Source organism: Zoogloea sp. LCSB751 (genome assembly GCF_002028455.1).
Lineage (GTDB): Bacteria > Pseudomonadota > Gammaproteobacteria > Burkholderiales > Rhodocyclaceae > Zoogloea.
The window spans coordinates 1-2,067 of the sequence record NZ_MWUM01000063.1; the positions used below are offsets into that span (position 1 = coordinate 1).

Annotated in this window: 2 protein-coding genes; both read right to left on the reverse strand. The window is 64.4% G+C overall.

Features of this window, described 5'->3' with window-relative positions:
- A partial coding sequence (locus tag B4920_RS25705; RefSeq protein WP_079437583.1) for a thiolase family protein occupies positions 1-1,145 on the reverse strand: 1,145 nt, incomplete at its 3' end.
- Positions 1,142-2,067, reverse strand: a 926-nt coding sequence (locus B4920_RS25710; RefSeq protein WP_254051060.1) for a 3-hydroxyacyl-CoA dehydrogenase, incomplete at its 5' end; no start/stop codon positions are given. The genes B4920_RS25705 and B4920_RS25710, both read right to left, overlap by 4 nt.

Genomic DNA, 2,067 nt, shown 5'->3' on the forward strand with positions numbered 1-2,067 from the left:
CCCATTCCCCCGGCACAGCAGATTGCCTGCAAGCCGTAACGCGCTTGCCGACGTTCCAGCTCATGCAGCAGCGAGGTCATGATCCGCGCTCCACTGGCCCCCAAGGGATGGCCCAGCGCAATCGCACCACCATTCACGTTCAGCTTCTCCACGTCCGCCCCCAGCTCGCGCTGCCACATCAGTGGCACCGGCGCAAAGGCTTCGTTCACCTCATACAGATCGATATCCCCCAGACTCAGCCCGGCTTGTCCCAGCACCTTGCGGGTGGCCGCGATCGGACCCGTCAGCATCAGCGTCGGGTCCGAGCCTACGGTGGTGAAGGCACGGATCCGCGCCTTGGGCTTGACCCCCAGCCGCTTGACCGCGGCTTCCGACATGAGCAGCAGTACCGCAGCGCCGTCGGAGATTTGTGACGAGTTGCCGGCCGTCATCCGACCCTCGGGACGGAAGCTGCTCTTCAGCGTGGCCAGCTTCTCGGCGGTCGTGTCGGGACGGATGGTTTCATCCGCGCCGAACTGCTCGAGGGCGGGTTCAGCCCAGGTCTTCTCTTTCAGGGCATTGACCGGTACCGGGGCGATTTCCGCCTTGAAATAACCGGCCTCGGCCGCCGCGGCCGCTCTCTGATGGCTCCTGAGCGCAAAGGCATCAAGCGTTTCACGGCTCAGCTGCCATTTCTCGGCGACCCGTTCGGCCGCTTCGCCCTGGCTGGTTAGCTCGTACCTGTCGGCCGCCAGCCAGCCGAAGGCTTCGCCGTAAAGCTCCCGGTTGCCCCCCATGCGTACCCGGCTCATGTTCTCGGCGCCTCCCGCCACCACGACGTCGGCACTGCCCGATGCGATGAGGCCTGCGGCCACATGCACAGCCACCTCTCCGGAGCCGCACTTGCGGTCGAGCGTGAGACCAGGAATCGTCACCGGCCAGCCAGCCCCAAGCAGGGCGGTGCGGGCAATATTGGCGGACTGCTCCCCGACCTGCGTCACGCAACCGAAGATGACATCATCCACGGCTTCGGCAGCGATTCCGGCCCGCTCAAGCAGAGCATTCAGAACATGGGCGCCCAGATGGTCAGCGCGCACGCCAGCCAAGCTGCCCTTGTACCTGCCAACCGGGGTGCGGACCGCTTCGACGATGTAAAGGGCGCTCATAGCGCGCTCGCCTTGAGACCGGAGTTCGGAACACGCTGCCCTGCTTCGTCGTACTGGTAGACCCCATGCCCCGTCTTCCGTCCATAACGGCCTGCGGCCACCATCTTGATGATCAGCGGACAGGGGCGGAATTTCTCTCCCAGCGTGCTGTGCAGGTAACGCAGCACTGACAGCCGGGTGTCCCACCCCGTCAGATCCCCCAACTCCAGCGGACCCATCGGGTGGTTGAAACCCATCCGCAGCGCGGTGTCGATGTCCTCAGCGCTGGCCGTGCCTTCCTGAAGCATCCACATGGCTTCGTTGCCGAGCATCGCCGACATGCGGCTGGTGGTCAGGCCCGGCGATTCGTTGACCAGGATCGAGGTCTTGCCGATCGCTTCGCACCACGCCCGGCTGACCGCCACGGTGGTGACGTCGGTGGCAATGCCCAGCACCAGCTCCACCAGCTTCATCTTGTGCACCGGGTTGAAGAAGTGCATGCCGATGACCCGCTCGGGCGATGGCACCGCGGTGGCGATTTCGGTGACCGACAGGGCCGACGTGTTGGTGGCGATGATCGCCCCCGGTGCCAGCACTGCGGCGCCCTCGGACAGGACGGCCTTCTTGACGGCCAGGTTCTCCGAGACGGTCTCGACGAGGAGCATGGCGCCTTCGGCGGCATCCTTCAGACTCACGTTGGTACTCAGGCGTCCTTTGGCCGCTTCGGCGAGCTCAGGCGCCAGTTTGCCCAGCTTCACACCACCATCAAGAATCCCGTAAATCGATTTCTCTGCCTTGGATAGGGCTTCGGTATTGCTGTCCACCAACGACGTAGCAAAGCCGCTGCTGGCAAACGCATGTGCGATACCCGTCCCCATCAGGCCTGCCCCCACCACTACAACACGCTGCTCTTGGCTGATCATGCGCGATCTCCTATCAGGCG